The sequence below is a fragment of the Micromonospora foliorum genome (assembly GCF_022229015.1).
GTDB lineage: Bacteria > Actinomycetota > Actinomycetes > Mycobacteriales > Micromonosporaceae > Micromonospora > Micromonospora foliorum.
This window is the reverse complement of sequence record NZ_JAKKFF010000571.1, coordinates 15,509-39,382: the sequence shown is the minus strand read 5'-3', so window position 1 is coordinate 39,382 and position 23,874 is coordinate 15,509. Positions and strand designations below refer to the sequence as shown.

Sequence of the window (23,874 nt, the reverse complement as noted above, 5' to 3'; positions counted from 1 at the left end):
GTCGCCCGCTACCTCACGGCCGACGCGAGCCCCTCGATGCGGTCCTACGGGCGGCAGCGGGTTTGCGGCTGGCCGGCCCAGACAAAGCAGAACGAGTCGAATCGGTCGTTCCAGTCGTTCCCGTTCTGGTCGCGGTCCAGCGTCAGGTTCAGGGCCTCGTCGGACTGGCCGCTGTTGGCTTTCTGACGCCAGAAGTAGAGGCCCTGGTAGTTCTCGTGCTCGAAGAGGCGGACCGCATTCACCGGGTCGTAGTTGCGCAGCGAGCTGACGTTGTCATGCAGCAAGCAGTCCGAGGTGCAGGCAGCTACGAACGACCATTGATTGAAGTTCGCAGTGGTCGAGAGGGTGTCGTAGCGACCGCCCCGCAGGTCGGGGTGCTGCCACATGCACAGTTCGCCGCTCTCGCACACGCCGTTGCGCGACGTCGCCGCCTGGGCCGGGCTGGCCACGGCCAGGAGCCCGCCGGCCGCCAGCGCCAACGCACCGAAGAACGCCAGGATTTGTCGCTTCATGAGTCTCCTTAGCTTGGGGATCCTTCTGCCGGAGCTGAGTGATTGTGCTGGTGGCACCGGTGTGGACGGCGTCAGTCAACCCCGGGGATAGCGGCGTAGCCGAGACATTCGAACCAGTTCGAATGTCGACCCTGTCCGGCGTTTCCCGGGCTGCCGCTGAGGTCCGCCCGGGGTTTGGTAAGGGGCGCCCAGGTGCGCCCGCGCGGGGGTGGTCGGTGGGCGGCGGGGGACGGCGCGGAGGGACCACTCGTCCGAGTGGTCCCTCCGTTGGTTCGCTGGTGAGTGGCTAAACTTCAGGTTGGCAGTTCACCTGTGCTCTGCTGCGGCGGGCGCAGCCTCGGGAGGGTGTTCCAGCACCCTCTCGAGGGGCCGTCCCATCGGACGGCGCCTACTCGCAGAAGACCCGCACGGTGGCATCGGGTGAATCCACCTCCACGGTCATGTCGTCGAGGTGCTCCACGAGCGCCTCCAACTGCTCGGGCTTGAGCTGCGTCAGGTCGATCGGCACGCCCGAGTCGCTGAGTGAGGCATTGGCCTTGACCAGGGCCTGCGGCGGGACCAGCGCCGCCAGCCGTACGCCAGCCCGCAGCAGTTGCAGTGGCACCCGCACGTTGACCCGCGACGGCTCGCCGTTGTCGGTGGCGTCCACCATCACCCTCAGGTACCTCACCTTGCCCTTCGGTCGGACGTCGTGACTCGCCGTCGCCGGGGCGTGGTCCCGTTCGAGCGCGGCGATGAGCTGCTCCGCCTCCTCGGCCGTGATCTTGCCGGCGGCCAGCATGTCGAGGATGTCCCTGCGTTGTTCGGTCATTCGAACCTCTCCTATCGGATAGCCACGAACACGGCCAGGCGGCCCTGCTCGATGTCGAAGCGGGCGCCGCGCAGCGCGGAGATGACACGCCAGGCGGCGCCGAGTGCCCGCACCACACCGATGCGGAACACGACGCAGGCCACGATCGCCGCCAGCACGACCAGGACCACGACCGGGAAGAGCACGAGCACCACGGGGAGCACCGGAACCCAGACGCGGATGGGCCGGCGGTCCGGGCGGTTGACCTTGACGGTCACCAACTGCGGCATCACGTCCGGCGGTCCAGCTCGGCCAACGCCTGCTGTGCGGTGATCTCACCGCGGCGCAACCGGTCGATGATGTCGGCTCGTGAGGGCGCCGGGTCGGTCTCGACGAAGTCGAGCATCTGCGTGATCCGGTTGAGCCGTGACTTGATCGTCGGGTAGCTCACCCCGAAGATGCGTTCCATCTCCTTGATCGAACCGTGGCAGCGCACGAACGCCGTGACGAAAACCTGATCATCGACGGTGAGCTGAGCCAGTTGCGGTGGCTCGAACTCACCCTCGATCGCGACGCCGTTGCTCGCCAGGCGCACCCGCTCGACGACGAACGGCTGCCCTCGCGTCAGGCTGGTGAGTTCCTGCCAGTCCATCGCCTGCTCTGTCATACCTGAATTTGTAACTCAGAAAACTTCAACTTCAAAGAGGCTGATCTTAATTTTCTTAAGATCGCACTCGTGGGTGATGAAAGTAATCATGCTGCGACGCCGGCGTCGAGCACGATCCACTCACCTTCACGGAGGCCGGGTGACCCCGGCGCCTCGGGCAGGTCGGTCGCAAGAAGCCTGAGTCGATCCCGCCGTCGGCCGGGAATGCGAAACCGCGGCGGGACCCGAAGGGGTCCCGCCGCGGTCGAAGGGTGTTGCTTGCCGAGCGCCGGGCGGCAGCCGGCGAAGGGCCAGGATGTACGTCCGGATCACTCGAAGAACTTGATGCTGAACCCGGTGTCGGTCGTCGGGCCGGGCACGTTGGCGCGGCGGTAGGTGGTGTTGCCCCACCAGCAGAAGGTGCCGGTGTACCAGTAGCGGTTCGCCCAGGAGTACGCGGTGCCCTTGGGCACCCCGTGGTACATCAGCGGGAACCTCGGCCCGGCGGGTGGGCTGGTGGCGATGTCGCCGTTGAGCAGCACGAAGCTGTGGTGGCCAGGCCCGTTCACGTGCAGGGTGGGATCCCAGCCGGCCATCATGGTGGCCCGGTTCGAGCCGAACAGGCAGCCGTTCGACTTGTACCAGTCCCACACGTACGTCGGGTCGCCGCCGGCGCGCAGCCGTAGGTCGGCGAGGCAGTACTGGTCGCTCCAGCTGCCGTTGGCGGAGTAGACGATGTGGAGCTGCCCGTTAGGGTCCCTGATCGCCTCGGGGGACTCGTTGATGTACGGGTTGCCGACGACGCGCTCCCAGCTCTCCCGTGGTAGGGAGATGACGTACCGGCCACCGGTCGGGGTGAGCGGGTCGCTCATCCGGCTGAGGTAGATGTTCTGTTCGACGTTGGTGTCCCCGGCCCAACCCGACCAGACGAACCACCGCTGCCCGTTGAAGGTGAACAGGCTGCCGTCGATGGCCCACCTGCCGTCGGGCAGCGCGAGTTGCCGCTCGGCGGTGTAGCCGCTGGCCGGTGACGCCGAGTGGATCGCGTACATGCGGTGGGCGGTGCCGCGCCCGGCCGAGAAGTAGATGTAGTACCGGCCGCCATCGGTGACGATCTCCGGGGCCCAGACCTCACCGAGGTTGCGGCTGTCCGTCCAGACCTGCCGCGCGGGTGCGGCGGCCAGCGCGTCGGGAGAGGCCGCCTGCCGCACGGCGATCCCGCCGTTGACCGACTGGACGGAGATGTAGGTGCCGCCGACGCGGATCACGCTGGGGTCGGCGGCTCGCAGGCTGGTCTGCCCGGCCGCCGCAGGCGCGGCGCCGAGTAGGGGCAGGCCGGTGGCGAGCACGATGGCCAGCAGGAAGGAGAGGAGTCGCGGAAGGGTTCGGCTACCGACGTTCACGAGGGGCTCCTCTCCTCGGATGGAGCTGGAGGCAGAAATCGACACCCATAGATTAGGGCAGGCGTTGCTGTTCCACAGTGTTTCCGCGAGCCGGCCTCGGATCTGGCAGTCGCTGGCGGGCATGGGTGCGCTAGCGTTCGGACCCATGGAACCCGTGGACGTGGTCTTGGCTGTCGGGTGCGCGGCGGCCAACCTGGCCATGGCCGCCGTGCTGCTCGTCAGGAGCCGTGGGGGCACGGCCGTGCCCCGGATCTTCGGCCGCCAACAGCCCCTTCCACGCCTGCGGGCCGCGACGCATGCCTGCGTGGGGCTGGGATTGGGCGTCGGCCTGCTCGTCAAGGACATCTTCCCGCCGGACTCCACGGGCGACGCGGTGGTGTTCCACGTGGTGAGAATCTTGCTGGTAGCTGCTGTCGTCACCGCCCTGCTGAGCGCCCTCCGGTACCCGCGATCCCTCTCTGGCGAGGCCGCCCGCCAGGGGCGGTGACCGGGGCGTTTCATAACTGTCGGCAGGGTTGGCTGTCGGCTACAGCGATCACCACGAAGATCGTGAGCGCGGAAAGCCGGCAACGATCACCCGTCGCTGTGCAGCAGCAGGTGGGGGAGTGGTTCGAGCAGTGACGAGAGACTTCCCGACTCAGGAGCGCGGCAGTATGCCGACGAGCGACGTGATGATCGCGAGCCGCAGGGCTGTCCGTAGGTCGACATGGTGGACCGCGAGCGCCGGCTCGGACTCGTAGACGGCGAGCAGGCTCGGCGGCGGTGAGGTGTAGGCGGACAGCGCGCCACCCATGATCAAGGTGTTCAGGCAGAACAGCTCGGCGTTGTCGCCGAGCTCGGGCAGGTGCCGCCGGACGAGGCCGGCCATCACCGCGAGGTTGCCCAGTGCGGCCCGCTTGTGCCGGCGGACCGCCTCGACCGAGACGTTGTGCTCGAGCACCCCGCCCTGCGCGCCGAAGAGATCGCAGAGCACCGTCTGGGCGGCGAGCGACCGGCTGAGTACGTCGGCCGTCTGCTCCGCCCGTTCCCTCGTCGGCCGGCTCAGGTCGACACCGTGGGCCAGCTCCTGGTCCAGCTCGGCCAGCCAGGTCGTCGTCCGGTCGTCCATCAGGTCGAGCAGGACCGCCTCGCGGGACTCGAAGTAGCGCAGCACCGCCGTCTTGGCCAGGCCGACCCGCCGGCTCAGCTCGTTCAGGGTCACCTCGGCCACCGACATCTCGTCGAGCATCGCCGAGGTCGTCTCCAGGATGGCCCGGCGCCGGACCTCACGCTGCTCCTCGCTGCGCGCCCGCTGGAACGTCATGTCGCCAACCCTAGCTTAGGTACCGGCGGTCCCTTGACAGGGTACCGCCGGTACCTTACGGTTCTGGCATAAGCTACCGGCGGTACATTAAGGGGACCGAGATGAAGTGGACCGAGCAGCAGATTCCGCGCCAGGACGGCCGGGTGGCCGTGGTCACCGGTGCCAACACCGGGCTGGGATTCGAGACCGCCCGCCAGCTTGCCGAGCGCGGCGCGTCGGTCGTGCTGGCCGTACGCGACACCGAGAAGGGCAGGCTGGCCGCCGCCCGGATCAACGGCGACGTCTCCGTGCGGGAACTGGACCTGACCTCGCTGGAATCGGTACGCGCCGCCGCGGCGGGCCTGCGCGCCACCCACCCGCGGATCGACCTGCTGATCAACAACGCCGGCGTGATGTACACCCCGAGGCAGACCACCCGTGACGGCTTCGAGATGCAGTTCGGCACCAACCACCTGGGCCACTTCGCGCTCACCGGCCTGCTGCTTGACCTGCTGCTGCCCGTGCCCGGCTCCCGGGTGGTCACCGTCAGCAGCACCGGCCACCGCATCCGCGCCGCCATCCACTTCGACGACCTGCAATGGGAACGGTCCTACGGCCGGGTCGCCGCCTACGGCCAGTCGAAGCTCGCCAACCTGATGTTCACCTATGAGTTGCAGCGCCGACTCGCCGCGCACGGCACCACCGCCGCGGTGGCCGCACACCCTGGCATCTCCAACACCGAACTGGCCCGCAACGCCCCGGCCGTCGTCCGCCGACCGCTCACCTGGCTCGCCCCGGTGATCACCCAGCCCGCGGCGGCGGGCGCACTGCCCACCCTGCGGGCCGCCACCGACCCGTCCGTCCTCGGCGGGCAGTACTACGGCCCCGACGGCACGGCCGAGGCGCGCGGCTACCCGAGGCTGGTCACTTCCAGCCCCGACTCCTACGACGTGACGGTGCAACAACGCCTCTGGGCCGTCTCGGAGGACCTCACCGGCGTGCGATTCCCGGTGGGTTAGGCAGCCGCCGCGGCGTGACCGTGCCAAGGGCAGGCACGTGATCCGGGCGCGGGCAAGGGTTGGCGACGATGGTCGATCACCGACGGCGGCGGCCCGGCGGGAGGTGTGGCGGCGGTCAGGTGGTCAAGGAAAAGTCGTTCCCGCCCTCCGCCGGGCCAGCGTGTCGCGGACGGTGAAGACGACGAGCGAGAGCGGCACGAAGACCCATAGCTGGAGCACGGTATAGCGGCGCAGTTCCCGGTTGGTGTCGACGCCAGCCAGTTCGGCGTCGAGGGCGCCGGGTCGCATCAGCATGAGCGCGTACATGGACAGCGGTGCGTAGTTGAGACCTGCGCCGGTCAGCCACAGGCCGAACGCCCGGCTGCCGAGACCGCTCGAGGACGACAGCAGCCAGACGCCCCACGTCACCATGACAACCACACCGACGAGGAACTCGGCCAGAATGATCCGCCGGCGGCGGGTGGTTCCTCGGCTGCCGTACATGTCGACGGCCGCCAAACGACGAACGTTCACCGCCACGATGGTGCCACCGGCGGGCAATCCAGCGGAGAGCGATCGAGCCTGCACACGTCACGAATCCCGAGTCGATCTGGCTTGTCGGCACGGGCCTCGACTGTGGTGTTGCGCCCTCGAGATGGTCTTGTGACGCGTGACTACCCTCTCGGCCATGTCTGACTTCCGCGGGGACACCTCAGGTGTCTCGACGTTCCGGGCCGCACTGACGATCATCATCGTCGGGATGCTGGCGACCGGCCTCGGTGTCACCTTCATCTGGGACGACCGAGGTTCCCCGCAGGAGGTGACCACGACGGGCACGCTGACCGGCTCACACCCATCGGCCCTGCGCGAGAAGCGCCAGGGGACGTGGTACGAGTTCCAGTACGCCATCGCCGATGGGCGGCAGGTCGCAAGCACCTTCAAGGTCACCCCCAGCGGCTCCCTCGACCGCGACGGCGACACCGTTAAGGTCATCTATTCGCCGGAGGCCCCGCTGGAGGGCCGGCTGTGGGTGACCCGAGGCGGCCTGGAGTTTCTGCCGGCGGGCGCCGGGTTGGCGCTCACTCTCGGCGGGCTCCGAGTCGTCATCCGCGAGCTCCTCAAACGGCGCCGCCGGCGGGGCTGATCTCCGGAGCTGGGCCGTCGCGGGCCCCTATGACTGCGACGGCTCGGGCAGGTGGTGACGTGCCCAGGCTGCGAAACTTGTGAGGGGAATGCCGAGGGCTCGCGCGTGCTCCGGGCGGGCGGGTTGGCCGACCACGTTCATCTGCTCGTGGGAGATGCCGGCCCACTCCGGCATGCCTGCGGCGACCGCCTCCTCCTCGGTCATGTCCGGCGCGGTCAGGTCGGCGCCCAGGGCGTCGGAGAGCGCCGTCGCGATCTCCGTCATCGTCAGGTGGTCGCTCGCCAACTCCAGCTCAACCCCGTGGAACCGATCGGGTTCGGCGATGGCCGCGGCGGCCGCGCGGCCGATGTCGTCGGTCGCGACGAGGGAGAGCGAGGTCTGCGGCTTGATCACCGTCGCCAGGCCGCCGGAAACGCCCCGGGGGAGCAGGTAGGCCACCGAGGGCAGGAAGTTGTCCATGAAGAAGCCCGGCTTGATGAGCGTCCAGTGCGTGAAGCCCGCCGCGCGTACCCGATCCTGGATGCCGGCCTTGGTGGTGTAGTAGGGCTCCAGGGTCGCCCAGCGGCCCTCGGCCCAGCCGGGCGCCTCGGTGTGCTGGCCGGCGCCGCTGACGGACGTGTGCACGAACTGCGGCACCCCCGCGGCCAGCGCGCTTTCGATCAGGTTGACGCCCTGGGTCAGCTCGCCGTTGAAGTTGATGGTGTTGCCGTCCATCGCGGGCATCTGCACCGAGAAGACGGCCCGTGCTCCGTGCGCGGCCCGGACCAGCGAGTCGCGATCGTCGAGGTCGCCGGTGACCAGTTCGGCGCCGAGGGCCTCGACCGCCCGCGCGCGGTCGGTCGCGGGGTCGCGGACCAGTGCCCGGACGGGTACGCCGGCCGCGAGCAGGGCGCGGGCAGTGGCACCGCCCTGCCGTCCGGTGGCGCCGGTGACCAGGACGGGTGCGGAATCGGTGGGCATGAGGGGGTCTCCTGTCGCGGGGCAAACGCTAAACGGCGGGGCCCGCCGTTTCTCCTTCGCTAAGATACGGCGGACCCCGCCACTTAGCAAACCTTGAGGTGACGCCATGTCCACCCAGCGAGCGGACGCCCGGCGCAACTACGCGCGCCTGCTGGCCGTGGCCGAGCAGGAGATCGCCGCACACGGCGCCGACGCGTCCCTGGAGCAGATCGCCCGCATCGCCGGAGTCGGCTCGGCCACCGTGCGCCGGCACTTCCCGAGCCGCCACGCACTGCTGGACGCGGTCTTCCGCGGGGTGATCGAGAACCTCGGCGCCCGCGCTCGGGAGCTGTCCGATGCCGCAGACGCTCGGGCCGCGCTGCTGGAGTGGCTCACCGCCGTCAACGGGAACGTCGCCACCATCAGAGGCCTGGCCATCGCGCTCACCCGCGACTGCACGGCCAACCCCACCGAGGCGCACGAGCACTGCGCCACCGCGCAGCTCACCGAGGCGGGCGAACCACTCGTACGCCGGGCCGCGACGGTCGGCGCGGTGGCACCCGACGTGACAATCACCGACCTGCTCGCGCTGATCACCGGCATCGCCCTGGCCACCGAGCACCACTCGGATCCCGCCGCCGCCGCGACCCGACTACTCGACCTGGCGGTAGCAGGAATCAGCCCAGGGCAGGGGTAAGCGCGCCTGACCCCCGACCCTGCCCCCGCCCCCGACCCGGCCCCTGCCCCTGCCCCCGACCTTGGTCGATCATGGAGTTGTGGTGCCGGTTTGGGGATGCATCGCGGCTTTTGCGGCCCACCACAACTCCATGATCGACCACGGCCAGGGCCGGCGGGCCGGCCGGCGGGGCGGGCGTCAGGGGGTGGGTGGACGTCAGCGTGCGGGGGTGAACGGGGTTAGGAGCAGGTCGGTGAGGCGTTGCTGGGCGTCCTCGTCGCCGCTGAGCCGCAGCGCGCCGGACTCCTCCGCCGCCGCCATGGTGATCTCCCCGCCGCAGACGGCCCGGAGGGTGTCGATGTCGGTGCTGAGCGCCGCGTCGGGGTCGGACGCCGTGCCGCGCCGGAGTTCCACCGTCTCGTCGGCGACGTCGGCGAGGTACGTGTCGGCGTCGACGTGGAACGCGTAGCTGCCGGCGAGTTCCGGGGCTCGCGCCGGGTCGAAGGCCGCCTTGATGCTGAGCAGCAGGGAGTCGACGCCGAGAGCGCCGTCGGGTGACTGGGGGGACTGGCTTCCCCAGCGTCCGAACTGGAGGAGGATCGGCTCCAGGGCGCGGCCCCACTCGGTGAGCTCGTAGAGGTGGACCCGCGTCGGTGGGCCCAGGTCCCGCCGTCGCACCACGCCGTGCTCGGTCAACTGGCGCAGCCGCTGGCTCAGCACGTTGGGGCTCACCCCGGGCAGGCCGCCGAGCAGGTCGTTGAACCGCCGGGGGCCGAGCAGCAGGTCGCGTACCACCAGCAGCGCCCACCGCTCGCCGATGATGTCCAGTCCACGCGCGACACCGCACGGATCTCCGTAACTACGCATGCCGCTCATGACGTCCACCCTACCTGGATCCTAATTTAGGAGTTCCACTTGTTCTTTAGGAGTTAGCCCCCTAGCGTAACTCTCATGAGCCTGCCGCAAGGTGACTTGAAGCTGCTGGACACCCCGTTGGCCCGACGACTGCTCGCCGCGTCCCTGGTGGCACGCCTCGCCTACACCGGCCGGGACGGCACCCCGCGGTTGATCCCGGTGAACTTCCTCTGGACCGGCGACGAGCTGGTCGTCGGCGCGTTCGCCGGCAACTACAAGATCCGTGACCTGAGCGCCCGACCGGACGTGGCGGTCTGCATCGACACCGCGGACGGCCTTCCCGAGGTGCTCATGCTGCGCGGGACGGTCACCCTGGCGGAGGTCGAGGGCGTCCTGCCGGAGTACGCCACCATCCAGCGCGCGGGGATGGGCGACGAGGTGGGCAACGCCTACCTCACCGCGATCGACAAGCCTGGCCTGCGGATGGTCCGGATCGGCCTGCGCCCCACCTGGGTCGGAGTCGTCGACTTCCAGGGGCGATTCCCGGCTCGTACACCGGAACCCGTCCGAGCCGCGCTCAGCGGCGGCCAATAACCAGCCCGGGGTTCACCACACCATCACGGAGGACGAGAGATGCGCAAGATTGTCGTGTCGATGTGGACCTCGCTGGACGGGTTCGTCGCCGGCCCCGACGACGAGATGGACTGGCTCCTGGTCGACGACCACCTGCAGAAGTACGAGCGGGCCCTGGTGGACAACGCCGGCAGCCTGATGCTGGGCCGGATCACCCACGCCGACTTCGCCGGCCACTGGCCGCAGACCGCCCAGGACCCCGACCAGCCCGACGACGTACGGGGGTACGCCCAACGCCTCGACGCGCTGGAGAAGATCGTCGTCTCCGCCTCGGGCAACACCGCGACCTGGACGGACACCCGACTGCTCACCCGTCTCGACCCCGACGAGATCACCGAACTCAAGCGCGGGCCCGGCGGCGACATCGTGGTCTACGGCAGCCTCACCCTGGTCCGGTCCCTCGCCGACCTCGGGCTCATCGACGAGCTGCACCTGCTGGTGCATCCCCTGTTCCTCCGCCAGGGCAAGCCGCTGTTCGCCGGTGGTCAGCCGCCAGCACGACTGGAGTTGGTGTCCGCCGAACCCTTCGCCTCCGGGGTCGTCCTGCTGAAATACCACCCGGCCTGACGAACTCAGGTGGTGCGGTCGGGCACCGGGCAACCGATGTCGCCATCCGGACATCACCGGTGCTCTGCACCAGACATACCCTCGTGACCTGCTCGGACGGCGCGGTCCGACGGCCGATGACGCGCCGCCTCGTCCGGCCGGGGCATCCCCCGGCGGTGCCCGGATGGTGCAATAGGGCCATTCATCGGCTGACGGAGGTACGCGTGGAGGGTGTGGAACTGCTTCTCGCCGCCGTAACGGCGGGTGCCACGGTGGGGGTCACCGACGCGACCAGCGCCCTGGTCCGGGATGCCGCCGTCAACTTCCGGAGTTCCCTACGGCACCGGCTGACGGGTCGCGGCCAGGAGGCGTTGGAGGCGTTGGAGGCCGACGGGGGTGCCTCGGCCGTCTGGCAGGTCCGGCTCGCCGAAGATGTCGTCCGCGCCGGCGTCGACCGGGACGAGCAGATCCTCAGCCTCGCACGGGACCTGCTGGCACGGGCTGAGGCGGCCGGCGGGCGTACCGAGACCGGTCCGGTGGACCTGCGCGGGTCGCAGGGCGTCCAGCTGGGCAGCAGCAACACCCAGCACAACACCTTCAACTGAGGCGGGTCGGGCCGATGGGCGGCAAAGGCCAGCCGGGCGACAGCCGTTCGCGGGGTGTCGACGCCCGCGACGCCAGAGGCATGCAGATCGGCGACAACAACGTCCAGCACAACAATTACGGCCCGGTGGTGCGGTCCGCGTACCTCGCGGAGGTCCGCCGAATCGCCCCGGCCGAGCTGCTGGACCGGGAGCCCCAACTCGCGCGGCTCGCGGCCTTCTGCACGGGCGACGGGCCGGACACCTACCTGTGGTGGAAGGCGTTCCCAGGTTCCGGCATGACGGCACTGCTGTCCTGGTTCGTGCTGCACCCGCCGCCAGGCGTGCGGGTGGTGTCGTGCTTCGTGCCCGCCGGCCGGACCGAGCGGGAGAACCGCGACGCGTTCATCGACGTGGTGCTTGAGCAGCTCGTCGAGCTGACCGGCGGATCGATGCCGGGTCATCTGACCCGGTCGACCCGGCGGGCGCACCTGCTGGGTCGCTACGCCGACGCGAGCGAAGCGTGCGCACGCCGTGGCGAGCGGTTGGTGCTGGTGGTCGACGGGTTGGACGATCGGCGCAACACGTCGAGTCTCGCGACGCTGTTGCCGGACGATCTGGTCGGGATGCGGGTGGTGCTCGGTACGGGCTTCTCCTGGCGGATCCCCGACGACCTGCCACCGCGTCACCCGCTGCGCGAGGCGAGCACCTCCGCCCTCCTGTCGCGGTTCCTAGACGAGGCGGCGAAGGCCCAGCAGGAGGCGACAGCCGCTCGCAGGGAGGCGGAGCGGCAACGCGCCGAGGTCGACCGTCGCCGCGCGCAGCTCCGGGCCGACCAGTGGCGGTCCGCTGAGGCAGCGCGGACCACCCCGGCAGCCCGGGCGGCGGCCGTGTGGCGGGCGCTGGTGTTCGTCGCCGGTTGGACGAGCGCCCTCGTTCTCCTCGGCTTCGTGGCGGCATCCTCGTACGACCTGCGGGTCGCGGGCATTCTGAGCGCCCAGATCGTGGTGGGCGGGTTGGGGGCCATGCTCGGGCTCGTGCCGGCCGCGTACCGGCTCGGTGCCGCGTACGGTGCGGCACCGCGGTCACCCGCCGCCTGGCTGGCGTCACCCCGGGACATGATGGTCTGGGTGAGCGTGGCGCTGGCCGGGGGCTTCTTCGCCGGAGCGGGCGCGGCCGACTACCTCGACGCCCGTCACGCCCGGCTGCTGGAACGGTCCCTCGGCGTGGGTGGAACGGTGCCGTCCTTCGAGGAGGCGGTGGCGCTCGTCGTCCTGGTGCTGATCGCGTTCGGTTGCGGGGCAGTGGGTCTGCACATCGCCAGGAAGTCCGTCGGTCCGTGGCAGGAACGGCACCGGGCGCAGGTGAACGCCGAGGGCGACCCTCCGGTCAGATCCGGGCGGCGACCACCTCGGCGGCCTGGGCGATGAGAGCGTCGTCGGGGGTGGCGTCCTTCCTGTCGCGACTGGACAGCACGGCGAGGACGATCGGGGCCCGGTCGGGCGGCCAGAGCACCGCGATGTCGTTGCGGGTGCCGTACCCTCCGGTCCCGGTCTTGTCCCCGACCACCCAGCCGGCCGGCACCCCCGCGCGGACCAGCGCCGCGCCGGTGGTGTTGCCCCGCAGCCAGCCGCGCAGCACGTCACGGTCCGCCGGTTCCAGAGCAACCCCCACGGTGTACGCCCGGAGGTCGCCGGCCAGGGCCCGAGCGGTGCTGGTGTCCCGCTTGTCGCCCGGTGTTCCCTCGTTCAGCGCGGTCTCGTAGCGGGCGGCCTCGGTGACCGTGTCGCCGAGCGCGCGCAACTTCGACTCGAACCCCGCCGGCCCGCCGAGGTGGCGCAGCAGCAGGTTGCCGGCCGTGTTGTCGCTGTAGCGCACGGCGGCGTCGGCGAGGGCGCGCAGGCTCATGCCCTCGCCGACGTGCTTCTCCGTCACGGGGGAGTGCGCCACCAGGTCCCGCTCCGAGTACCGCACCACCCGATCCAGCTGGGCGTCGGTGGTGCCGTCGAGCACCTCGGCGGCGGCCAACGCCTTCCAGGTCGAGGCGTACGCGAACCGCTCGTCGGCGCGGTACTCCACCGTGCGGCCGCTGCCCGTGTCGACGGCGTAGATGCCCAACCGCGCCCCGAACTGCTCCTCCAACTGCCGGAACTTCTGATCGGCGGCCGGCGACGGGGCGAGCGTCGCCTCCGGGCTCGGCGTCGTCCGCGCCTCGGTGGCGTCCCCGCCGCCGCACCCCGCCAACGACACCACTGTCGCCGCCGTGGCCACCACGGTCGTCAGCCGTCGGACCGGAACCGCCATCGTCGTTCCTCCTGAGGTGCCGTCGGTCAGGGCAGGATCTCGACGTACCCGTCACTGCCGTGTACGCGGATCCGCTGCCCGTCACGGATCAGCCGGGTGGCGTCCAACACGCTGACCACAGCCGGCAGACCATACTCCCGTGCGATCACCGCGCCGTGCGTCATCAACCCGCCGACCTCCGTCACCAGTCCGGCGATGCCGACGAACAGGGGCGTCCAACTGGGGTCCGTGTGGGCCGTGACGAGGATGTCACCCGCTTCGAGGTCGGCCTGCGCCATGTCGAGGATGACGCGGGCGCGTCCTTCGACCGTGCCGGCGGAGACCGGCACACCGGCCAGGGCGCCGGCCGGCACGTCGTCGCGTCGGTACGCGCCGGTGATGGTCTCGCCGTCGGAGGTCAGCACCCGGGGCGGGGTGAGCGCCTGGTACGACCGGAACGCCTCCCGGCGCTGCCGGACCAGCTCGTCGTCCACCCGGTGCGAGCGCGCGACCTCGTGGAACTCCTGGAACGTGAGGTAGAAGACGTCTTCGGTCTCGGCGAGCACGCCGGCCCGCACCAGGCGCTCGGCCTCCGCCAGCAGGGCCTGCTTGTAGGCGTAGTAGCGGCTGATGATGTCGTACTTCGGGTACTCCCGATAGCCGATGAAGGCCCGCACCCGGTCGATCATCCGCGCGGTCTCGTCGGCCTTCTGCTCCCCGTCCGGCAGCGCCCGCAGGCGCGTCAACACCTCCTGCGCCTTCTGCCGCGCCTGCTGTTCGCCCTGCTCGAAGCGCCGCCGGGCCGCGCCCGGCTCGAAGAGCTTGACGTTGTCCAGAAGCACGGGCACCAGCGTGCCGGGGCGTTCGCTCCACCGCGGCCTGGTGATGTCGATCTCGCCGACGCAGCGCATGCCGTACCGGTCGAGGTACGCCTCGATGGCGTCACGCGCCTCGGCCCCGCCCGGGACCTTCGGCAGCTCGTCGAGGAAGTCGTCGTGCGCGACGCCGTTGTCCGCGACGCCCTGCAGGAACGCCACCACCTCCGGATGCGGACGGATCACGTCGGCGACGTCGAGCAGCGCCAGCCCCATCTCCGACGTGACGTTGCCGGGGGCGGAGAGGGTGAGGGTGTCCGCGGCGTTCTTCTCGCCCAGCCACTCGTGCAGCCGGTCGTTGAGCCACCAGGTGGCCTCCATGCCGGCCATGATCGCCTGCATGTTCAGCGGATCGCCGAGGACCCGCTTGTGCTCCTGGAAGGCCTCCAACAGGAAGTCGAACAGCGCCGGACCGGTCACCGTCGCGATGTCGCGCCGCAGGGCGGCGATGGACGCCCCGCTGCGCTCGATCAGCTCGGTGACGACGGCCGGGTCGGTCTCGGTCGAGGTGGACGCGCCGCCGGTCGTCGGGTGCCCGGGACCGCCGCCGTCCGGGAGCGTCGGAATGAAGTCCCGGCGGTCGAGGAGGGTTTCCAGCGCGTCCTTCATCAGGGGATCGTCGCGCCCCGCCATCGTGAGGAAGCCGGCGCGGCTGGCGGGGGAGGCCAGCAGTCGGGTGGCGTCGACGAACAGCCTCCCGCCGGCCTCCAGCATCGGGGCCATTGCCGTCAACTGCCACATGGAGAGCCCCAGCGGCCGCATGGCGTCGGTCATCATCTGCTGGTGACCGACCGAAAGGAAGACGTGGTTCTCCTGGTCAGCGACCGCCGGGATGGGGAACAACGTGGTGATCGGCCGGCTCTGCACGATCTGGAAGTCGTCGTCGACCAGGCACCACTCGATGTCCTGCGGGCTGCCGAAGTGCGCCTCGATCCGTCGCCCGAGCCGCACGAGCCGTACCACCTGGGCCTGCGTCAACGCCGGCTGCTCCTGCCGCTGCGGGTCGATCGCCACCTCCCGCGTCCCGCCGCCCGGCAGGGCGGCGACAGCACGCTGCTTGGTGGCGACCGTGCCGGCGACGACCTCCCCGTCGCGCACGGTGTAGACGTCCGGGTTCACCAGGCCGGACACCAGGGCCTCGCCGAGGCCGAAGCTGGCGTCCACGGTCGCGACCTTCCGGTTGCCCGTCACCGGGTCCGCCGTGAACAGGATGCCGGAGGCATCCGGAAAAACCATCCGCTGTACGACGACAGCCATCTGGACGGTTCGGTGGTCGATGCCGTTGCGCAGGCGGTAGATGACGGCCCGCTCGGTGAACAGCGACGCCCAGCACCGGCTGACGTGCCGCAGGACCGCCTCCGGCCCCACCACGTTCAGGTAGGTGTCCTGCTGGCCGGCGAAGGACGCCGTGGGCGTGTCCTCCGCCGTCGCGCTGGACCGCACGGCGTAGGCGGCCTGCTCGCCGAACCGGGCGAGCGCGCCGGTGATCGCGGCAGCCAGGTCGTCCGGTATCGCGGTCTGCTCGACGCTGCGGCGGATCTCCGCGCTGAGCGTGCGAATCGCCTCCCGGTCATCCGGGCTCAGGCGCGACAGCTGATCGAGCCGGTCGTCGATCGCCGGTACCTCCGCCATGACCCGCCGGAAGGCGGCCGTCGTCACGCAGAACCCGGCCGGCACCCGGATGCCGTCGATCCGGGACAGCGCGCCCAGGTGCGCGGCCTTGCCGCCGACCACGGACACCTGACTCTCGTCGACCTCTCGAAGATCCACCAGCGGTGCCCGGTCGCCGGGGTCCCCGTCCATCGACAACACACTCACGTCGCGCCCCCGTTACCTCGTTCGTGCTGGTCCGGCCGCCGATTGTGCGCCACGACCGGGGTCTTGCGGCAAGCCCCCAGGTGCGATATATGTTAGAAGTGGCAGGGAGAGTGATCTCCTTGCCGCTTGTTTTTGTGGGGGCGGCCGGGCCCTCTCAGTCGTAGGGGAGTCGGCGCGGCTCGATTCTCAGCCCCCGGCCGAGCTGCCAGGAGGCGGTCGGCCAGGCCGCGAGGAAGCCGGCTATCAGCCCGAGTTGGCCGGCGAACCAGAACGTCGGGCTGTCGGGTCGCAGGGGCGGCTCCGGAAAGACCACGCGATGCGCGAGCGTCAGCCACACGAACAGCGCCACCTCGAACGCGGTGATGGTCAGCAGCTCGATCCGGCCGACGTTCGACAGCGCGTGCCAGACCTTCGCGAGGCTGCGACTCGGCCCGGCGAAGTACCGGAAGAGCACGGCGATCGTCACCGCCATCAGGTAGTCGCCGGCGTAGTCGACCCACAGCGGGTCCTCGGCCGGGTCGAATCTCACGGCGTACAGGGCGACCTCGGCGACGATGAAGCCGAGGGCGCAGTGGGCGCCGCAGCGGGACACGTGGGTGACGACGATGCCCCGGCGGGGCCGGCGAGGTTGACCCTCCTGCCGCCGTCGAGAGAGCGCCTCGGGTCTGCCCCAGTTCCAGTAGAGGCGGACGGCGGCCGGGCCGATGTAGAGGACGGTCACCAGCCAGACGATCTCCATGACCCGGACCGGCTGACGGTGCCCCCGAAAGTACGTGTCGACAACGACGATCGCGAGGCTGACGACGCCGACCGCGAGCGACGCCCAGGAGAGCGCCAAGAGCCAGGTTGGTTGCATTCCCGTCCCTTCCGCACGCCGGGCGAGTCTTTCATGTCGTACTCGTTCAGATCGGCGGATCGGGCGTTCCTGCGGGCCCGACGCGGACGGATTCACCCTCCCCGGCCTCGCCCGGACGGTGGAGTGAACCGGCCGGCCGCTGCCTTACTGTGCGAGGGTGACCAGTGCCCCTCGGGAAGCGGAAGCGCGCGTCGGTCCGATCGGCGCGCTGCTCAGCCGATTCGTGTTCCTGGCCATCTGCCTACCCGGACCGGTCCTGCTCGTCGCCGCCGTGACGCTGGACCCACCGCGATCGTCCAGCGACTTCTGGGGTCTGCTGGGCGGTGGCGTCCTGGCGACAGCCATCGGTGTCGGGTTCGGCGTCTTCGGCTGGCGGGTGGTGGCCCGTTCGCGCCGCGACTCGCGTCGACTGGCCGCGGCTGGCGTCGCCGCGACGGCGGAGGTTCTTCAGGTGGCGAACCACCTGGACGGCGAGAACCCCGGGCTGGAGCTCCGCGTGCGGATCAGTGGGCCGGGGTTCACCCCGTTCGAGGCGGACACGATCCGCGGGGACGATCCGGCGCTCGTGCCGGGCGCGGTGCTGGCCGCCGTCGTGGACCCCGCTGACCGTCTCTTCGCGATCACCTGATTCTTCCCTGCCCCGGAGCCTGATTCGCGGGGTCGAAGCGGCATCGCCGCGCTGGCACACTCTCGGACATGGTCGACTGGTACACGCGGGCCGAAGTGGACGGCGACGTCGTCCGGATCTCGGAACCGCACGTCAACGAACTGCTGTCGGCGAACTTCTGGTGGCTGCGGGGCAACGATCGGGACATCGTGATCGACGCCGGGCTGGGCGTCGTCGCCGTGCGGGAGGCGATTCCGGGCCTGTTCGAGCGCGATCCGCTGGTCGTGCTCACCCACGCGCACCTGGATCACGTCGGCGGGGCGCCGGAGTTCGGTGACCGGGCCGCCCACCCCGCTGAAGCGGAGATCCTTGCGGCGGGCGTACCGGCGAGCCTGTACGGCGCGGAACTCTTCGACAAACTGGGGATCGACGCCGCCGGGGAAGCCGTCCCGGAGCTCATGATCGACGTTTTGCCCGATCCCGGTTACGACCCGGCTGCCTACCGCGTCGCACCCGTGACCCTGAACCGCCTGCTCGACGACGGTGACCGGGTCGACCTGGGCGGGCGAGTGCTGACCGTGCTGCACCTTCCCGGCCACACGCCGGGAAGCATCGCCCTGCTGGAGGAGCGCACCGGGACCCTGTACTCCGGCGACATCATCTACGAGGGTGCCCTGATCGACGATCTGCCGAACTCCGACGTGGCTGCGTACCGGCGAAGCATGGAGTTTCTCGTCGACCTCGACGTGTCCGTCGTCCATCCTGGCCACGGCGACAGCTTCGACAGGGCCCGCCTTCGCCAGTTGGCCGAGACCTACCTACGCAGGACGGCCGCCAGCGCTGCCCATAATGAAAGCTGATATATAGCATCATTTGCGACGTGCCTCCCAAGAGGGAAACGTCGCGGCTCACCCGTAGCCCGGGCCGGTTGCTGGCATTCAGCGACGGTGTCTTCGCGATCGCCGTGACGCTCCTCGTGCTGGAGATCCAACCGCCCCACGACTTCGGCAACCTCGTCCAGGGGCTCGGTGCGCTGTGGCCCTCGTACCTGGCGTACACGTTCTCCACGTCACTGCTCGCCGACGCGTTGCGGGCGGAGCAGGGGCTGCGGGCGTCGGTCGTCGTCTACGGCAGCACACTGTGGACGGCGGCGGCCCTCTTCAACATCGTGTGGGCCCACCTGCGGCGCGCCGAACTGCTGGACCCCGGCCTCGGTCCCTTCGGCGCTCGGGCCATCGGCCGCCGGTTCGCCTCGCTGCTCTGAATCGGCTCCGGCATCCTCGTCGGCGCGTTCGTGCCGATCGCCGGCGTCGCCATCATTGCCGCCTTCCTGCCCGCCTACTACCTGCCCATCCGCGGCAAGTACGGCGAGCACGACACCGCCGCGCAACCGGCCGACTGACTAGAGTCGGCGGCATGCGGATCAGGATCGACGGCACCGATTTCCCAGGTCAGCGGCCCGGTGCGGAGGCCGACGCCTTGCGGCTGGGCAACGTGCACGTCGGGGTCCAGCGCAAGGCCGAGGTGGTCGACCAGGTGCCGGCCGACGCGGCCAGCGCCACCTGGTCCTTCGAGGTGTCCAGCCGCGATATCGACGGAGCGCTCGATGTCGGCGGCCCCTGGGTGCACGGCCGTCCCGGGGCACGTTTTCTGTATCTGAGTTGGGGTGCGGTGAACCAGGACGGCTTCGCCATGTTCCGACGAGCGAAGTTGATGTTCACCGACGTGCCGACCGAGCTGCTGCGTGCCGCTCACGAGGGTAGCGGGACGCTGGTTGGCCGGGTCGGGTTGACCGATGCCGCCGGTGAGCCGATCTGCGCTCGGGTGCACCCGCCCGCCATCGCGTGGGCGGTGGAGTGAGCGGTCGCCGCCCCGGCTAACTGCCGAAGTCGACGCCGCTGAGGGAGACGGAGCGGTGCGCGGCGAGGTGTTCGGCCTGCGCGGTGATGGCCTTACGCGTGGCGTCCGACAACCGGTGCCAGGGCTGGACGGCGACCGTGAACGTTCTGCCGGACTTGCGGGGACGCCAGGTGCCGACCAGTTCACCGTCGACCAGGACGGCGCCGGGGCGACCCAACACCGGCCACAGGTCCTTGGCGTAGGCGGCGTCCGGCACCAGGGTTGCCCGGTCCTTGGCCTGCAGGAACAGGTCGAACGGGCCGAGCAGGCGGGTGCCCCTGCCGTCGGCCGACTCCAGCGCCTCCTCGTCGGCGGCCAGCAGTGAGCGCACCTCGCGGTCCACCGTCACCTCGATCACGTCGTCGGGCCAGTGCGCCTTCACGTCCTTCACCGGGGCGTCGAGGTAGTCGGCCACCTGTTTCGGGGTGGCCGGGCCGAGCAGGCGGAGGTACGCGCGGACGAGGTCGAACCGGTCGCCCGGAGCGGCCGACTTCCGGAACCCGGTGATGCGCCGCAGGATCGGAGGTGAGGTGTCGAGCTGCAACTCCAGTCCGGCCCGTACGGCGGCGAGCCGGAACGGCATCTCGTAGAGGTGCGTGGCGTTACACGGTCGGCAGAACCGCAGAAACGGCTCGGGCAGCATGGTGGCCAGGCGGCTGGAGACGTCCCCCTTGACCGTCGGCGTGGTGACGATGGCCCGCATCCGCGCGGCGATCTCGTCCAGGGCCGTGAGGTTGTCGATGCCGGCGGCCTTCAACGGCTTGGCGGCGTCGTAGATGCGCTTGCCCGCGTCGGCGTCGGAGAAGGGCTCGACCGCGGCCGCCACCTTCGCCACGTCGGCCCGGCGGTAGAGGTGGGGTGCGCCCCGCACGGTCCACAGCAGGACCAGATCCGTGTCGGACAACGCGGTCACGTCGACCCCGCGCACCGCCAGCGCCCACCGGGCGCCGTCCGGACCGGTGTTCTGCACCCCGAGGTCCAGGGCGGCGGTGTCGGCGAGCGTGCCCTCGGCCCGGTCGAGCTGCTGGGCGCGGACCCGGAAGTTCATCACCTGGTGCCGATCGACCATGTTTGCACCCTAGTGGGGGCGGCGCTTCCGGTGGGTCCAGGCGCGCAGCGCCCATTCGACGGGGCCGTACCGGAACCGCCGCAGCCACCACGCGCTGGCCACCAGCTGGAACGCGAAGATCACCAGCGCGATCAGCAGTGTCTGTGCCGGCGAGGTGCGGCCGACCAGGCCCCACCCGACACCGGTGAAGACGAGCACGCACACGAGCGACTGGGCCAGGTAGTTGGTCAGGGCCATCCGCCCGGCGGGCGCGAACGCGTCCGCGAAACGAGATCGCCGCGTGAACAGGCGCAGCAGGGTCGCGGCGTAGGCCGCGGCCAGGAACGGCGCGGTGACGATGCTGACCATCAGCCCGGTCAGGTTCGCCGTGCCACCGCCGACCGCGAACACGACGGCGCCGGCCAGACCGATCGGGTACCCCACCCGTTCGCACCGGCGCAGCAGGTCCTCGTGGGCGGGCACGGCGGCGAGCAGCCGGTGCTTGCCGGCGGCGAGGCCGACGAGGAACGCCGCGAACGCCAGGGGCCCCTGCACGGCGAGACCGCCGATCATCGCCGGCATCGACCGCAGGTGCTCCAGGACGACGTCACCGGGGCCACCGCTGAGCGCCAGCGTCGAACGCGCACCGGCGCCGACCGCGGCGGCCTCGTCCGGAACCAGCGTGGCACCGAGGACCGCGGCGAGCCCGACCACGACGGCGATGCCGCCGATGATGGCCGCCGCCGCGATCAGCGCGGTGCGGGGCTCGATCCGGCGGACGGCGAGCAACGCGAGACCGAGCAGCGCGTACGTGGTGAGGATGTCGCCGTGGAACAGCAGCACCGCGTGCAGCACACCGAGAACGAACAACCCGGCGAGCCGGCGCAGGAACGCCGGGCGGAATGCCACGCCGCGCCGAGCCGCGGAGTCGAGTTGCAGGGTGAAGCTGTAGCCGAACAGAAACGCGAACAGCAGGTACGCCTTCATCGCGAACAACAGCTCCACCGCGCCGGCGATCAGCAGGTCGAGTACGCCGCGCGTCGGGTCGTCGACGAGGTGGAACTCGTACCCGGAGCTGAAGAACGCGATGTTCACCAGCAGGATGAGCAGCAGCGCGCTGCCCCGCAGGGCGTCCACGACGGTGATTCGGGCGGAGGTGTCCCCGGGCGAGGGCTCTGGACGGCGGTCGCCGGGTCGATCGAGTCGGGTCACATTCATGGGTCCAGCCTCCGGAGCGTGGCCCGCCGCCCGGAAGTGTTTTCGTCACACGCGCCGTCGTGACGAAAAGACGCCATCCCCGAGTGAGGGGAGGCGATTCCCTCCGCGCGGCGATCCGCTCGTCTCGCCGTTCGGCCACGGTGATCTCGGAGGTGCCAACGCCCACCGTTGATGGAGATGACGCCGTGACTCGAACACCAAGTCCCATCGCCCTGCCCGCCCCGCCACCGCCGCCATGGGCCCGCCGAGCCGGTCAGGTGGCATGGATCGCCCCCGTGCTGGGCTTCATCCCGCTGCACGTGCCATGGATCCTCGGCATCCCGCTGTTCGCCAACCCCGGTCCATTCCGCGAGTGGTACCACGGTCGCGGGCCCGGGGTGGGGGACCACCCGGTCGACGGTTTCCTGGGCCTGCCGGCCGGCGCGTTCTACCTGGGTCTGCTGTGCGTCCTCGCCGGGCTCGGTGGCCTCCTGGCGTTGGGACTCATCAAGGACTGGGGTGTGGTCTTCCCCCGGTGGGTGCCGTGGCTGCGCGGAAGTCGGGTGCCACCGTGGTTGCCGCTGACGCCGACGGTGCTGGGATCCGCCCTGATGATCGGCTACTCGGCGACCCTGCCCTGGCAGTTCACCGCGGACCTGGCGGAGCCGAGCGCGGAGGACATCTTCACCCCGACCGGTGTCCTCATCGGCCTCCCGCTCCTGCTGGCCTGGACGGTCGCGTTGCCACTGGTCGGGTGGTCCTACTACCGCCGCACCCGGCTGCCGCGACGCGACCGGCGACGCTGGTCGATGTCAGTGGATGACCGACCAGCGTCGCCGCCCGGATTGCCCAGGATCGGGTGACGGGCTCAGGCCACCAGCGAGACCCGCCCGTTGTCCAGGTCGTAGCGGGCGCCCACCACGCGCAGCGCGCCCTCGTGCACCTTCTCGGCGATGATCGTGCTGCGCGCGCTGAGCGCCTGCACCTGCGCGGCGATGTTGGCGCGCACGCCGTTCTCCACCGGGTCGCCGGGCTGGTCCAGCACCGGCTCGACGACCGGGCGCAGGGCGTCCACGATGGTGCCGATGTGCCCGGGTGCCGTGCCGCCGGTGTGGATGGCGTCGATGGTGGCGGTGATCGCGCCGCAGCGTTCGTGGCCGAGGACGACGATCAGCAGGCTGCCGAACTCCTCCACCGCGAACTCGACGCTGCCGAGCAGCAGGTCGTCGACGATGTTGCCGGCCACCCGGTTGTCGAACAGGTCACCAAGCCCCTGGTCGAAGAGCACCTCGGGGGCCACCCGGGAGTCCGCGCAGCCGACGGTGATGGCGAACGGGTGCTGACCGGCGGCGAGCCGGTGCAGGTCGGTCAGGCCCTGGTGCGGGTGCCGGCCGTGGCCGGAGGTGAACCGCCGGTTGCCGGCCAGCAGCCGACGCAGCGCCTCCGCCGGCGTGTCGACCGGGTTGTCGGCTGGTGCGGCGGTAGCGGCGGACGGGCTGGCCGCGGCCGCGCCGAGCGCCACGGCGGCGGCGCCACCGGCGGTCAGCAGCGAACGGCGGGACAGGTGGGAACGTGCCACGATCATCTCCCTGAGGGTGAGGCAAACTCGCCTCTTCCTACCAGCCCGCCGTCCACAAAGGTTGCCGCCCTCTGCTGATCGGTGGGTGAGGCGGGCGTCGGAGAATTGATCATCGTTTGGACTTCGGCTATCGTCCGCGTCCGTGAAATCTTCCCGTCTTGCTTCCGCCATGTTGATCCTCGCCGTTACGACAGCCCTCGCCGCCTGTGGCGACAGTGACAAGGCCACCACCGCCGGATCCACCACGCCCGCTGCCACGTCCGCGGTGGCCACCTCCGCTGCCGCCACGCCCGCCTCGTCACCCGCGGGGGGCGCGGCGACCGACAAGCAGCTCTGCGAGGCGGTGAAGAAGGCCAGCGACGAGATGCGGGCCGAGATGGTGAAGGTCGTCACGACCGGCGAGCCGTCGGCGGCGGACTTCAAGAAGATCCTGACCGGGCTGGAGCAGAAGGTGACCGCGGTCGCCGCGACCGGCGACGGCAAGCTGGCCGATGCCGTGCGGACCTTCGGCGCCGAAGCGGCCAAGGCCGCGGCCGCGGCGGACCCGGCGACCGCCGCCGACAACCCGGTCTTCGAGAAGGCCGGCAAGGACGTCAGCGCCGCGTGCAAGGCCAACGGGGTCAACGTGGTTCTCTGACCATCACGGCCTGATCAGGTCGGGTGTGATGACGGACGGCCCCCGCGCTCAGGCGTGGGGGCCGTCCGTC

The 23,874-nt window shown here is 70.4% G+C and carries 29 protein-coding genes; 14 read left to right on the top strand and 15 right to left on the bottom strand.

All coding sequences use genetic code 11. The features are described 5' to 3' along the window. Nucleotides 1-44 precede the first annotated feature (44 nt). The 5 genes from PSH25_RS32005 to PSH25_RS31985 form a co-directional block, all read right to left on the bottom strand. Complete coding sequence (locus PSH25_RS32005) at nucleotides 45-512, bottom strand: peptidase inhibitor family I36 protein (protein WP_238662618.1); 468 nt, start codon at nucleotides 510-512, stop codon at nucleotides 45-47. Between the two features lie 388 nt (nucleotides 513-900). Beyond that, the gene (locus PSH25_RS32000; protein ID WP_238662617.1) at nucleotides 901-1,323 is read right to left on the bottom strand and encodes an SHOCT-like domain-containing protein; all 423 of its coding nucleotides are present in this window, start codon (nucleotides 1,321-1,323) and stop codon (nucleotides 901-903) included. Nucleotides 1,324-1,334: 11 nt separating this feature from the next. Beyond that, nucleotides 1,335-1,592: a hypothetical protein gene (locus PSH25_RS31995; protein ID WP_238662616.1), complete on the bottom strand. Its 258-nt coding sequence runs from the start codon at nucleotides 1,590-1,592 to the stop codon at nucleotides 1,335-1,337. Next, a complete protein-coding gene (locus PSH25_RS31990; RefSeq protein WP_238662615.1) occupies nucleotides 1,592-1,969 on the bottom strand; it encodes a DUF2089 domain-containing protein in 378 nt (125 codons plus the stop codon). Before PSH25_RS31990 ends, PSH25_RS31995 begins: the two co-directional genes overlap by 1 nt. Before the next feature lie 308 nt (nucleotides 1,970-2,277). Further along, nucleotides 2,278-3,351, bottom strand: a complete 1,074-nt coding sequence (locus PSH25_RS31985; RefSeq protein WP_238662614.1) for a glycoside hydrolase family 43 protein — start codon at nucleotides 3,349-3,351, stop codon at nucleotides 2,278-2,280. Nucleotides 3,352-3,370: 19 nt separating this feature from the next. On the opposite strand from PSH25_RS31985, the gene PSH25_RS31980 reads away from it, so the two are divergent. Next, nucleotides 3,371-3,838: a hypothetical protein gene (locus tag PSH25_RS31980; RefSeq protein WP_238662613.1), complete on the top strand. Its 468-nt coding sequence runs from the start codon at nucleotides 3,371-3,373 to the stop codon at nucleotides 3,836-3,838. Nucleotides 3,839-3,988: 150 nt separating this feature from the next. On the opposite strand, the gene PSH25_RS31975 is transcribed toward PSH25_RS31980, so the two are convergent. Next, a complete protein-coding gene (locus PSH25_RS31975) occupies nucleotides 3,989-4,654 on the bottom strand; it encodes a TetR/AcrR family transcriptional regulator (RefSeq protein WP_238662612.1) in 666 nt (221 codons plus the stop codon). Between the two features lie 101 nt (nucleotides 4,655-4,755). On the opposite strand from PSH25_RS31975, the gene PSH25_RS31970 reads away from it, so the two are divergent. Continuing rightward, nucleotides 4,756-5,652, top strand: coding sequence for an SDR family NAD(P)-dependent oxidoreductase (locus PSH25_RS31970; RefSeq protein ID WP_238662611.1), 897 nt, complete (start codon nucleotides 4,756-4,758; stop codon nucleotides 5,650-5,652). 123 nt (nucleotides 5,653-5,775) lie between these two features. On the opposite strand, the gene PSH25_RS31965 is transcribed toward PSH25_RS31970, so the two are convergent. Further along, nucleotides 5,776-6,171 (bottom strand): hypothetical protein, encoded by a 396-nt coding sequence (locus PSH25_RS31965; protein WP_238662610.1) that lies wholly within the window; start codon nucleotides 6,169-6,171, stop codon nucleotides 5,776-5,778. A 148-nt stretch (nucleotides 6,172-6,319) separates the two neighbouring features. Here PSH25_RS31965 and PSH25_RS31960 point away from each other — a divergent pair, with 148 nt between their 5' ends. After that, nucleotides 6,320-6,775, top strand: coding sequence for a DUF3592 domain-containing protein (locus tag PSH25_RS31960; RefSeq protein WP_238662609.1), 456 nt, complete (start codon nucleotides 6,320-6,322; stop codon nucleotides 6,773-6,775). Nucleotides 6,776-6,802: 27 nt separating this feature from the next. Here the strand turns inward: PSH25_RS31960 and PSH25_RS31955 are convergent, their stop codons facing one another. Then, nucleotides 6,803-7,735: an NmrA family NAD(P)-binding protein gene (locus tag PSH25_RS31955; RefSeq protein WP_238662608.1), complete on the bottom strand. Its 933-nt coding sequence runs from the start codon at nucleotides 7,733-7,735 to the stop codon at nucleotides 6,803-6,805. Between the two features lie 106 nt (nucleotides 7,736-7,841). Between PSH25_RS31955 and PSH25_RS31950 the strand changes: the two genes are divergently transcribed. Continuing rightward, nucleotides 7,842-8,411 (top strand): TetR/AcrR family transcriptional regulator, encoded by a 570-nt coding sequence (locus tag PSH25_RS31950; protein WP_238662607.1) that lies wholly within the window; start codon nucleotides 7,842-7,844, stop codon nucleotides 8,409-8,411. A gap of 195 nt (nucleotides 8,412-8,606) precedes the next feature. On the opposite strand, the gene PSH25_RS31945 is transcribed toward PSH25_RS31950, so the two are convergent. Then, nucleotides 8,607-9,266: a winged helix-turn-helix transcriptional regulator gene (locus tag PSH25_RS31945; protein WP_238662606.1), complete on the bottom strand. Its 660-nt coding sequence runs from the start codon at nucleotides 9,264-9,266 to the stop codon at nucleotides 8,607-8,609. A gap of 75 nt (nucleotides 9,267-9,341) precedes the next feature. On the opposite strand from PSH25_RS31945, the gene PSH25_RS31940 reads away from it, so the two are divergent. From PSH25_RS31940 to PSH25_RS31925, 4 genes are all read left to right on the top strand, one after another. Further along, nucleotides 9,342-9,839, top strand: coding sequence for a pyridoxamine 5'-phosphate oxidase family protein (locus PSH25_RS31940; protein WP_238662605.1), 498 nt, complete (start codon nucleotides 9,342-9,344; stop codon nucleotides 9,837-9,839). A 39-nt stretch (nucleotides 9,840-9,878) separates the two neighbouring features. Further along, a complete protein-coding gene (locus PSH25_RS31935) occupies nucleotides 9,879-10,445 on the top strand; it encodes a dihydrofolate reductase family protein (RefSeq protein WP_238662604.1) in 567 nt (188 codons plus the stop codon). Nucleotides 10,446-10,648: 203 nt separating this feature from the next. Then, nucleotides 10,649-11,029 carry a Het-E N-terminal domain-containing protein gene (locus PSH25_RS31930; RefSeq protein WP_238662603.1) on the top strand — a complete coding sequence of 127 codons (381 nt, stop codon included), beginning with the start codon at nucleotides 10,649-10,651 and terminating at the stop codon, nucleotides 11,027-11,029. Between the two features lie 14 nt (nucleotides 11,030-11,043). Then, nucleotides 11,044-12,435 (top strand): hypothetical protein, encoded by a 1,392-nt coding sequence (locus PSH25_RS31925; protein ID WP_238662602.1) that lies wholly within the window; start codon nucleotides 11,044-11,046, stop codon nucleotides 12,433-12,435. Here PSH25_RS31925 and bla read toward each other — a convergent pair. The 3 genes from bla to PSH25_RS31910 form a co-directional block, all read right to left on the bottom strand. Beyond that, nucleotides 12,395-13,309 carry a class A beta-lactamase gene (gene bla, locus PSH25_RS31920; protein ID WP_238662601.1) on the bottom strand — a complete coding sequence of 305 codons (915 nt, stop codon included), beginning with the start codon at nucleotides 13,307-13,309 and terminating at the stop codon, nucleotides 12,395-12,397. The two genes, PSH25_RS31925 and bla, sit on opposite strands and share 41 nt — an antisense overlap. Before the next feature lie 26 nt (nucleotides 13,310-13,335). Continuing rightward, nucleotides 13,336-15,966, bottom strand: a complete 2,631-nt coding sequence (rph, locus tag PSH25_RS31915; protein ID WP_238662600.1) for a rifamycin-inactivating phosphotransferase — start codon at nucleotides 15,964-15,966, stop codon at nucleotides 13,336-13,338. Between the two features lie 169 nt (nucleotides 15,967-16,135). Further along, nucleotides 16,136-16,837, bottom strand: a complete 702-nt coding sequence (locus PSH25_RS31910; protein WP_238662599.1) for a DUF4396 domain-containing protein — start codon at nucleotides 16,835-16,837, stop codon at nucleotides 16,136-16,138. Nucleotides 16,838-16,994: 157 nt separating this feature from the next. On the opposite strand from PSH25_RS31910, the gene PSH25_RS31905 reads away from it, so the two are divergent. From PSH25_RS31905 to PSH25_RS31890, 4 genes are all read left to right on the top strand, one after another. Then, nucleotides 16,995-17,465, top strand: coding sequence for a hypothetical protein (locus PSH25_RS31905; RefSeq protein WP_238662598.1), 471 nt, complete (start codon nucleotides 16,995-16,997; stop codon nucleotides 17,463-17,465). A 68-nt stretch (nucleotides 17,466-17,533) separates the two neighbouring features. After that, nucleotides 17,534-18,304: an MBL fold metallo-hydrolase gene (locus PSH25_RS31900; RefSeq protein WP_238662597.1), complete on the top strand. Its 771-nt coding sequence runs from the start codon at nucleotides 17,534-17,536 to the stop codon at nucleotides 18,302-18,304. A gap of 68 nt (nucleotides 18,305-18,372) precedes the next feature. Beyond that, on the top strand, nucleotides 18,373-18,708 hold the full coding sequence (locus tag PSH25_RS31895; protein ID WP_238662596.1) for a TMEM175 family protein: 336 nt from the start codon (nucleotides 18,373-18,375) through the stop codon (nucleotides 18,706-18,708). A 152-nt stretch (nucleotides 18,709-18,860) separates the two neighbouring features. Further along, a complete protein-coding gene (locus PSH25_RS31890) occupies nucleotides 18,861-19,304 on the top strand; it encodes a DUF5990 family protein (protein WP_238662595.1) in 444 nt (147 codons plus the stop codon). Between the two features lie 16 nt (nucleotides 19,305-19,320). Here the strand turns inward: PSH25_RS31890 and PSH25_RS31885 are convergent, their stop codons facing one another. Further along, a complete protein-coding gene (locus tag PSH25_RS31885; protein WP_238662594.1) occupies nucleotides 19,321-20,412 on the bottom strand; it encodes a winged helix DNA-binding domain-containing protein in 1,092 nt (363 codons plus the stop codon). A gap of 9 nt (nucleotides 20,413-20,421) precedes the next feature. Next, a complete protein-coding gene (locus PSH25_RS31880; protein ID WP_238662593.1) occupies nucleotides 20,422-21,609 on the bottom strand; it encodes a DUF418 domain-containing protein in 1,188 nt (395 codons plus the stop codon). Nucleotides 21,610-21,884: 275 nt separating this feature from the next. On the opposite strand from PSH25_RS31880, the gene PSH25_RS31875 reads away from it, so the two are divergent. Beyond that, nucleotides 21,885-22,451 carry a hypothetical protein gene (locus PSH25_RS31875; RefSeq protein WP_238662592.1) on the top strand — a complete coding sequence of 189 codons (567 nt, stop codon included), beginning with the start codon at nucleotides 21,885-21,887 and terminating at the stop codon, nucleotides 22,449-22,451. Nucleotides 22,452-22,456: 5 nt separating this feature from the next. Here PSH25_RS31875 and PSH25_RS31870 read toward each other — a convergent pair whose 3' ends face one another. Continuing rightward, on the bottom strand, nucleotides 22,457-23,173 hold the full coding sequence (locus tag PSH25_RS31870) for a carbonic anhydrase (RefSeq protein WP_238662591.1): 717 nt from the start codon (nucleotides 23,171-23,173) through the stop codon (nucleotides 22,457-22,459). A 136-nt stretch (nucleotides 23,174-23,309) separates the two neighbouring features. Between PSH25_RS31870 and PSH25_RS31865 the strand changes: the two genes are divergently transcribed. Then, a complete protein-coding gene (locus PSH25_RS31865) occupies nucleotides 23,310-23,804 on the top strand; it encodes a hypothetical protein (RefSeq protein WP_238662590.1) in 495 nt (164 codons plus the stop codon). Nucleotides 23,805-23,874: the final 70 nt, after the last annotated feature.

What these genes read in the sequence shown, in the direction of transcription:
- PSH25_RS32005 (WP_238662618.1), bottom strand. Translation starts at nt 512, where the DNA reads ATGAAGCGACAAATCCTGGCGTTCTTCGGTGCGTTGGCGCTGGCGGCC.
- PSH25_RS32000 (WP_238662617.1), bottom strand. Translation starts at nt 1,323, where the DNA reads ATGACCGAACAACGCAGGGACATCCTCGACATGCTGGCCGCCGGCAAG.
- PSH25_RS31995 (WP_238662616.1), bottom strand. Translation starts at nt 1,592, where the DNA reads ATGCCGCAGTTGGTGACCGTCAAGGTCAACCGCCCGGACCGCCGGCCC.
- PSH25_RS31990 (WP_238662615.1), bottom strand. Translation starts at nt 1,969, where the DNA reads ATGACAGAGCAGGCGATGGACTGGCAGGAACTCACCAGCCTGACGCGA.
- PSH25_RS31980 (WP_238662613.1), top strand. Translation starts at nt 3,371, where the DNA reads ATGGAGCTGGAGGCAGAAATCGACACCCATAGATTAGGGCAGGCGTTG.
- PSH25_RS31975 (WP_238662612.1), bottom strand. Translation starts at nt 4,654, where the DNA reads ATGACGTTCCAGCGGGCGCGCAGCGAGGAGCAGCGTGAGGTCCGGCGC.
- PSH25_RS31970 (WP_238662611.1), top strand. Translation starts at nt 4,756, where the DNA reads ATGAAGTGGACCGAGCAGCAGATTCCGCGCCAGGACGGCCGGGTGGCC.
- PSH25_RS31960 (WP_238662609.1), top strand. Translation starts at nt 6,320, where the DNA reads ATGTCTGACTTCCGCGGGGACACCTCAGGTGTCTCGACGTTCCGGGCC.
- PSH25_RS31955 (WP_238662608.1), bottom strand. Translation starts at nt 7,735, where the DNA reads ATGCCCACCGATTCCGCACCCGTCCTGGTCACCGGCGCCACCGGACGG.
- PSH25_RS31950 (WP_238662607.1), top strand. Translation starts at nt 7,842, where the DNA reads ATGTCCACCCAGCGAGCGGACGCCCGGCGCAACTACGCGCGCCTGCTG.
- PSH25_RS31945 (WP_238662606.1), bottom strand. Translation starts at nt 9,266, where the DNA reads ATGAGCGGCATGCGTAGTTACGGAGATCCGTGCGGTGTCGCGCGTGGA.
- PSH25_RS31940 (WP_238662605.1), top strand. Translation starts at nt 9,342, where the DNA reads ATGAGCCTGCCGCAAGGTGACTTGAAGCTGCTGGACACCCCGTTGGCC.
- PSH25_RS31935 (WP_238662604.1), top strand. Translation starts at nt 9,879, where the DNA reads ATGCGCAAGATTGTCGTGTCGATGTGGACCTCGCTGGACGGGTTCGTC.
- PSH25_RS31925 (WP_238662602.1), top strand. Translation starts at nt 11,044, where the DNA reads ATGGGCGGCAAAGGCCAGCCGGGCGACAGCCGTTCGCGGGGTGTCGAC.
- bla (WP_238662601.1), bottom strand. Translation starts at nt 13,309, where the DNA reads ATGGCGGTTCCGGTCCGACGGCTGACGACCGTGGTGGCCACGGCGGCG.
- rph (WP_238662600.1), bottom strand. Translation starts at nt 15,966, where the DNA reads ATGGACGGGGACCCCGGCGACCGGGCACCGCTGGTGGATCTTCGAGAG.
- PSH25_RS31910 (WP_238662599.1), bottom strand. Translation starts at nt 16,837, where the DNA reads ATGCAACCAACCTGGCTCTTGGCGCTCTCCTGGGCGTCGCTCGCGGTC.
- PSH25_RS31900 (WP_238662597.1), top strand. Translation starts at nt 17,534, where the DNA reads ATGGTCGACTGGTACACGCGGGCCGAAGTGGACGGCGACGTCGTCCGG.
- PSH25_RS31890 (WP_238662595.1), top strand. Translation starts at nt 18,861, where the DNA reads ATGCGGATCAGGATCGACGGCACCGATTTCCCAGGTCAGCGGCCCGGT.
- PSH25_RS31885 (WP_238662594.1), bottom strand. Translation starts at nt 20,412, where the DNA reads ATGGTCGATCGGCACCAGGTGATGAACTTCCGGGTCCGCGCCCAGCAG.
- PSH25_RS31880 (WP_238662593.1), bottom strand. Translation starts at nt 21,609, where the DNA reads ATGAATGTGACCCGACTCGATCGACCCGGCGACCGCCGTCCAGAGCCC.
- PSH25_RS31870 (WP_238662591.1), bottom strand. Translation starts at nt 23,173, where the DNA reads ATGATCGTGGCACGTTCCCACCTGTCCCGCCGTTCGCTGCTGACCGCC.